This is a genomic window from Exiguobacterium sp. B2(2022), from assembly GCF_028823655.1.
GTDB classification, from domain to species: domain Bacteria; phylum Bacillota; class Bacilli; order Exiguobacteriales; family Exiguobacteriaceae; genus Exiguobacterium; species Exiguobacterium aestuarii_A.
Map to the genome: position 1 here is coordinate 1 of NZ_JAPEHX010000094.1, position 5,526 is coordinate 5,526.

Here is a 5,526-nt window from a genome sequence, read left to right on the forward strand (position 1 = left end):
CAAAGTTCTGTACTTTTCGTTGCATTATTGTGCACATTTGTATTGCAAAATACAATGGTACATATGCAATTAGTGAAGAAAGGGTTCGTACGGAGCCTCTTATGGTCGCTGCCGTTCGCGATACTCGCGCTCTATCAAGGCGTGTCAGGAAATACGGACGGCGTACATGCCATGCTCGTCTACGCCGGAGTCGCTTTCTTTCTCGGGCTCACGAGCGTCATTTATGAAGTCCGACCATGGTCGTTCAAAAAGCAGATTTTCATTCACTGGTGCGTCATGCACGTGACAATCCTACCACTCCTATGGTTCGGTGGGTCTACGCCAGTGACGTCACTTCAAGATGCCGTGCGCCTCTACTTAAATTTCACGGTAAGTGGGCTGATCTTGTTTACGGTATTTTATTTCATCATTCGCATGCGTCGCCAAGTCAAAACCTCTTAACGCACAAAAGCTCGAAGGCATATGCCTCCGAGCTTTGTTATGTCTGCTGGTCGAATAGACCTGAGAAGTTAGAATCGACGTCTTCATACGGGTCGACGTACGATTTGACCGTCTTCCGTTCCATCCGGGCCGTCCCGAGCGTCATTCCGAGACGCTGGTGCTCGGCCTCAATGAGACGCGCAATCTTTTGACTGTCATCGACGAGCTGCCGGAGAACCGTCTGATCGGCTTTCTCCAAATCAGGACCGTGCGCCGCGAGCAACTGTTCGCGGTCGTCCAAGAGCTCATGGATTTGTTCCATCCATGTGTCGTACGTTGGCTCTTCCGGGACTTGCGCCAGCAACTCTTTCAGGCGCTGCGTCTTTAAGATGATCTCATCAATAGGCATCATGACTGCTTCGCGAGTTTCATCGCTTCCTTCCACGTGTCGCGGAGTTCCGTCGTGAAATCGAGTACCTCGTCGAGGATCGTTGTATCGTTTTTAACGTTCGCATCGACGAGACGGCGCCACATGTACTCATAGAGCGAGTCCAGGTTTGCCGAGATGGCGATGTCTTTATTCAGTGTGAGACGAAGCTCTTGGAAGATCGCTTGCGTCTTTTGGATATTGATGTTCTTCAAGTCAGGATTTCCCTGGTCGATCGCAAGCTTGGCGAGGCGCATGAACTTGAGCGCCCCGTCATAAAGCATAAGCGTCAGTTCCTGTGGGTTTGCGGTCGTGACCGCATTGTTTTGATAAGCTGCATATGGATTAGCTACCATTTAAATTCCTCCTCTTACATTCCGCCGCCTAAGAACTGTTGAAGTGAAGCGGCTTGCGAGTTCGCCTGGTTCATTGCCGTTTCCATCGCCGCAAAGCGACGGTAGTAGGCATTTTCTTTATCGATGAGTAAATCGTTTAATCGTTTGATTCGCGAGTCAATTTGGGTCATTTCACGTCCCATTGAGTACGATGGAGCTCCAGCACCATCAACTCCTGCAATTCGCGTGATGGTTTCGCGGGAACCTGCTGCCGCATCACGAATTTGTGGAAGTAATCCCGATTCTGCATTTGTAAAAAGTTTATAAACTTGTTCTGGATTTTTCTCGATAGCTGCTTTTAACTTTTCTTCATCAAGCTCAATTTTCCCACCACTTGTTACATCTTTTCCTGTCGATAAACCAATTTGGAATAAAAAGTCCATATCTTCGTTAGGTGTAGCTGAAGTGGCACCCGACCATTTCGAACGAAGAGTATCCATGGTACCACGCAAAATGGAGTCACCACGGAGCATCCCGCTCATCGCCTTTTCTTCCCACTTCTTAATCTCGTCTTCAGACAACTCATCACGTTGCGCCTGTGTGAGTGGCGCGAACGAACGGAATCGTTCTTCGCGCGTCTTCTTGTTCATGAGATCGATCGTCTCATTGTATTTATCGACGAAGCCTTTGATGTTGTCAAAGATTTTTTGAGTGTCGGTGGCAGCTGAAAGGGTGACTGCTCCTGCAGTTGGATTTTGGGTAGTTGGGAACTCCGCTTTCAAAGTGATTGTCATATTATCAATCGTAACGGTGTTTGTACTTCGAGTTAGTTCAATACCATTTACCGTAAAAATTGCATTTTCACCTTTAATATCATCAGCGATACTCGCCTGGAAAAATGTAGCTGCACCTCCAGTGAAAGCAATAATTGAATCGCTACCTGTATTTCGTTGAGTAAGCGCCAATTTTCCAGTTGCATCATCAAAGAATGTCGAAAAGTTAGTATCTTTTGAATTGAGTTGTGCTAACACCTCACTGAATTTTGCGTCGACGCCTACAGATACTTTAGCAGGTGTTCCACCACTCTTATTGATGTATTCAATCTCATAACCTGATTCGAATTTTAACTCATCACCTGCATTGAGAGGAGTTGAAAATGTTACTTTCTCAGTTGCCGAATCATACGTATAGTTTGCAGAATCAACCTCAGCGTTATTCACGAAGATTTTCCCACCATCATTCAGTTTAGATGTAAGGGTTACTTCGGCTGACAATCCCGTTACCGTTTGGTTTTTTAAACTCGCATCAAGATTCAAGTCTTTGACGGCAGTATCACGCGTAACTAAATTACTATTTTTGTCTCTCAACTCAATTATGTGACTAGCAGACGTGGCTAAATTACTCACACTACTAACTTCCAAAGCTGCATTCCCACTTGATGGTCCCGCTACAACAGAGACACGTGATGCATCAGAAGAGCTTGCAGTTTTAGCATAGAAATTGCGAGTGAACATCAAATCGACTGCACTGTTTCGTAATGTCATGAGGGAGCGGTTGATCTCACGATAGGCATCGCGCTTCCACTCCGTCGTTTGTTTCTTCTGTTCGAGTTTATCGACCGGCGCACGCTCGGCCTGCATCAATTGTTTAATAATCGTATCCGTATCGATTCCACTGGCGAGTCCGCCAAATCGGATCGGTGTCGTCATGAGAATCCTCCTTTATACCCGTTCATCAAAGAGTTGATTGAACTCCATGAACGCCGCAAAGAAATCGAGTGATTTCTTGCTTGGAATTTCGCGGATGACTTCATTGTTCGTATCCACGATTTGAATATAATAGTCGTTCAATTTTTCATGTTTCATAAACTTCAAGCCCGTACGTTGTTGTTCGAGCACTTGATTCGCCTTCTCGACGGCCGCCTCTAATTTGGTGACGTGTTGAGGCGTCGGAAGAATGACGATGCCTTCATCGGCGAGTTTTGCTTGATTCGCTTCGACGAACACGTTTTTCGTTTGTTCATACGGCAAGACGGAAGAAGGTAGGTGAAGCCGGACTTCTGAAATGGTCGGGTTCATATACGTCTACTCCTCTTAAAATGTTCTCAATTCATATATCGGTTATTCTATTGAATTATTAAGAACTTCTGGGAAACTAACCGAAATCTTCGATCCGAGATAGGTTACTTGATTTTGTAAATCTTGAAACGATTGATTCAAAACGATTCTTCTTGAATCTTCAACGTTCATTGCTTCAAGTGCAATGGATTTCATCGTCCGCAATAGCTCTTCTTTTTCATCAAGTAGTTCTCTCAACTCTTTTACTTGATGTAGTTGCTTTAACAGGTCTTCACGATTCATAAACCTCAACCCCTTCTCTTTTTCTATATCGGTCAAATGAATGAGCTTCATAAGGATCGGGAATTAAATAATGTATGAATACTAAAATAGGGAGTGGTTGAAGTGAAGTGGGAAGAGTTGACGATTTTTGAGAAAAGCTTGTTACTTGGCACACTATTAGGGGATGGAACAATCGCAAGAACAAAATCAAAAAGTATTCCAAAGAAAGGTCTTCAGTACCGAGAACATTTTTCTGTAAAACAGATGGAGTATCGAGAGTGGAAGTTAAAAGCGGCTCCTCGTATTTTTAACGGAATTCAAATTCGGAAATCAGGAACGAGCGCAGAACTGTATTCAGAGAAAGATGAATTATTCGCATGGCTTTGGGAACAATGTTACGTCGATCGAAAGAAACATATACCTATCCACCTGTTAGAAGATTGTACCCACCCTGTCTTTTTGCTCGCACTTTACTTAGATGATGGAAGTTTATCCTTGACCAAGTCTTCACGGTCTAAATTGAACCAAATCATCATAACACCCCATATCTATTTGTATCTTCAAGCATTTTATCCTGAAGAGCTTGAGCAATTGAGTGCATTTATTGCTCGAACATTCCATCATCAGTTTGTGTTAAGCAAACGATCGGATGGTCATTTCTATACGTTACGTATTCAAAAAACAGAAGAAGCGCTTCGATTTTTGAATGACTTTGAACCTTATTCTTATGCAATCCCTTCAATGCGAAAAAAACTCGATTGGGAATACCGACTCAATTTGGAAAAGACGAAACATCCAGACATGTCTGTGATTGTCTCCAAAGCAAAAAATGACTATACCGAAGAAGAAATTCAATTTATTATACAAGCGAAACGAGAAGGAATAACGGATGCTAAGATTGCCGAGGCATTGAATCGTACGTATTGGTCCGTTGTGTACAAATGGCAAGATATTAAGAAAAACATTTTAAAAGAAGAGATAGTTTTATACGTGATATGACAAAAGAACCCGTCCCTCGACAAGCGAGAGACGGGTTCAATTATGTGCTCAGTAACTTGTGTGTACTGATTAGAAATTCGGAAGAAAATCTTAACGAAGAAGTTGAAGAACCGCTTGCGGCTGCTGGTTCGATTGGGCCATCATTGCTTGTGCAGCTTGGTTAAGAATGTTGTTCTTCGTGAAGTTCATCATTTCTTTTGCCATATCAACGTCACGGATACGTGATTCTGCAGCTTGAAGGTTTTCAGCTGAAGTGCTCAAGTTGTTAATCGTGTGTTCAAGACGGTTTTGGAACGATCCAAGGTTAGAACGCTGTGCAGAAACTGTTTCTATCGCTTTATTGATTACTTCAACTGCTGAAGACGCTTTATCAGCTGTTGAAACATCAAGCGCCGCTTCTGTAACTTGGCTGTTTGTGCCGTTTGTTACATTTGATTTTGATGTAAATCCTGCTTCTCCAGCTTTACCTGTGATTCCAAGGGCAGTAGCTCGCATATCGGCAATTTCGATTTCCATCGATTGTCCTTTGTTCGCGCCTACTTGTAGTTTAGCAACATACTTTTCATTAATTAAGCCGTCTTTAAGGCTTACTGAAGCGTTCTCACCTTTGTCTGTCGTTGTGAAAAGCAAATCGGCTGATGAAGCAGTAACAGTAACACCTTCAAGTTTATTAGAAAGTTGAGTAGCAATAGTTGATGCTAATGCTTGATCTTTGTTCGAAGAAGCCTCCAATGCATCACTAACATCTACACCGATTGCTTTGCCAGCATAAGCTCCTTTACTTGAATCGTAAAATTCAACCTGCTGCCCTTCAACTGTAATACCCTTACCAATCAAATTACTAATTTGAGCATTAGATGAAAGCGAAGACAAGTCTAATTCGCTAACTGCCGATGTTGCTGCAACGTCTCGACCGACTGCAGAAATTCCTGCAGCTAAGTTGTTATCAATGCTTCCATCATAATCACTATCTGTTTGAGTAGCCACTGTTGCACCTGTTACAGTA

Annotated in this window: 8 protein-coding genes; 2 read left to right on the plus strand and 6 right to left on the minus strand. The window is 43.2% G+C overall.

What is annotated here, in order from left to right; translation table 11 throughout:
- On the plus strand, positions 1 to 441 hold a 441-nt coding region (locus ON063_RS14095), incomplete at its 5' end, for a DUF3021 family protein (protein WP_274665552.1).
- Positions 442 to 478: 37 nt separating this feature from the next.
- Here ON063_RS14095 and ON063_RS14100 read toward each other — a convergent pair.
- Genes ON063_RS14100 through ON063_RS14120 form a run of 5 tightly spaced genes read right to left on the minus strand, consistent with a single transcriptional unit; the run spans position 479 to position 3,542 of the window.
- Positions 479 to 829: a flagellar protein FliT gene (locus tag ON063_RS14100; protein ID WP_251125722.1), complete on the minus strand. Its 351-nt coding sequence runs from the start codon at positions 827 to 829 to the stop codon at positions 479 to 481.
- Positions 829 to 1,203: a flagellar export chaperone FliS gene (gene fliS, locus ON063_RS14105; RefSeq protein WP_214758342.1), complete on the minus strand. Its 375-nt coding sequence runs from the start codon at positions 1,201 to 1,203 to the stop codon at positions 829 to 831. Before fliS ends, ON063_RS14100 begins: the two co-directional genes overlap by 1 nt.
- 14 nt (positions 1,204 to 1,217) lie before the next feature.
- On the minus strand, positions 1,218 to 2,891 hold the full coding sequence (fliD, locus tag ON063_RS14110) for a flagellar filament capping protein FliD (protein ID WP_274665553.1): 1,674 nt from the start codon (positions 2,889 to 2,891) through the stop codon (positions 1,218 to 1,220).
- Positions 2,892 to 2,903: 12 nt separating this feature from the next.
- Positions 2,904 to 3,260, minus strand: coding sequence for a flagellar protein FlaG (locus tag ON063_RS14115; RefSeq protein ID WP_114165849.1), 357 nt, complete (start codon positions 3,258 to 3,260; stop codon positions 2,904 to 2,906).
- A 42-nt stretch (positions 3,261 to 3,302) separates the two neighbouring features.
- Positions 3,303 to 3,542 (minus strand): hypothetical protein, encoded by a 240-nt coding sequence (locus tag ON063_RS14120; protein ID WP_274665554.1) that lies wholly within the window; start codon positions 3,540 to 3,542, stop codon positions 3,303 to 3,305.
- Between the two features lie 117 nt (positions 3,543 to 3,659).
- Here ON063_RS14120 and ON063_RS14125 point away from each other — a divergent pair, with 117 nt between their 5' ends.
- A complete protein-coding gene (locus ON063_RS14125; protein ID WP_274665555.1) occupies positions 3,660 to 4,520 on the plus strand; it encodes an endonuclease in 861 nt (286 codons plus the stop codon).
- A 90-nt stretch (positions 4,521 to 4,610) separates the two neighbouring features.
- Here ON063_RS14125 and ON063_RS14130 read toward each other — a convergent pair.
- Positions 4,611 to 5,526: flagellin (locus tag ON063_RS14130; protein WP_274665556.1), on the minus strand; the 916-nt coding region annotated here is incomplete at its 5' end.

Bases quoted from the DNA above. Each gene is read 5' to 3' on its own strand.
- ON063_RS14100 (WP_251125722.1), bottom strand. From the start codon at position 829: ATGCCTATTGATGAGATCATCTTAAAGACGCAGCGCCTGAAAGAGTTG.
- fliS (WP_214758342.1), bottom strand. From the start codon at position 1,203: ATGGTAGCTAATCCATATGCAGCTTATCAAAACAATGCGGTCACGACC.
- fliD (WP_274665553.1), bottom strand. From the start codon at position 2,891: ATGACGACACCGATCCGATTTGGCGGACTCGCCAGTGGAATCGATACG.
- ON063_RS14115 (WP_114165849.1), bottom strand. From the start codon at position 3,260: ATGAACCCGACCATTTCAGAAGTCCGGCTTCACCTACCTTCTTCCGTC.
- ON063_RS14120 (WP_274665554.1), bottom strand. From the start codon at position 3,542: ATGAATCGTGAAGACCTGTTAAAGCAACTACATCAAGTAAAAGAGTTG.